The sequence below is a fragment of the Vibrio sp. 1288 genome, from assembly GCF_033344475.1.
This window is the reverse complement of sequence record NZ_JAWPOX010000093.1, coordinates 1-317: the sequence shown is the minus strand read 5'-3', so window position 1 is coordinate 317 and position 317 is coordinate 1. Positions and strand designations below refer to the sequence as shown.

1 pseudogene is annotated in these 317 nt (G+C 45.7%); it reads right to left on the bottom strand.

Annotated elements, in window-relative coordinates:
- A pseudogene (locus R8O11_RS24825) lies at positions 1–317 on the bottom strand (lipase); the annotation flags it as partial.

The window sequence follows — 317 nt, the reverse complement described above, 5'->3', positions numbered from 1 at the left end:
TCACACTCGCGCCAGATTGCAGGTAAAGACCTTTAATCGCGCTTTTCGCTGCATCTAGGTCACTGACGTATTTATTAAAGTCACTGTCCGAATCTAACGCTGTCATAAAGTCTTGTGTCTCACCAAGCACCATTGTGTACGCAGTAGAAAGGTCGACAGCATTCTCGTTAGTATCATTTTTGTAAACGGTATTTAGCGTGTTCGCGCCAGTAGCAAAACCTGTCGCAGTAACACCTTTAACAGCCGCTAACGTGTCACCTACGGATTGAGTGCTGAACCATGATGAGTAGACAATATCAGCTGGGTTGACTTGCGCA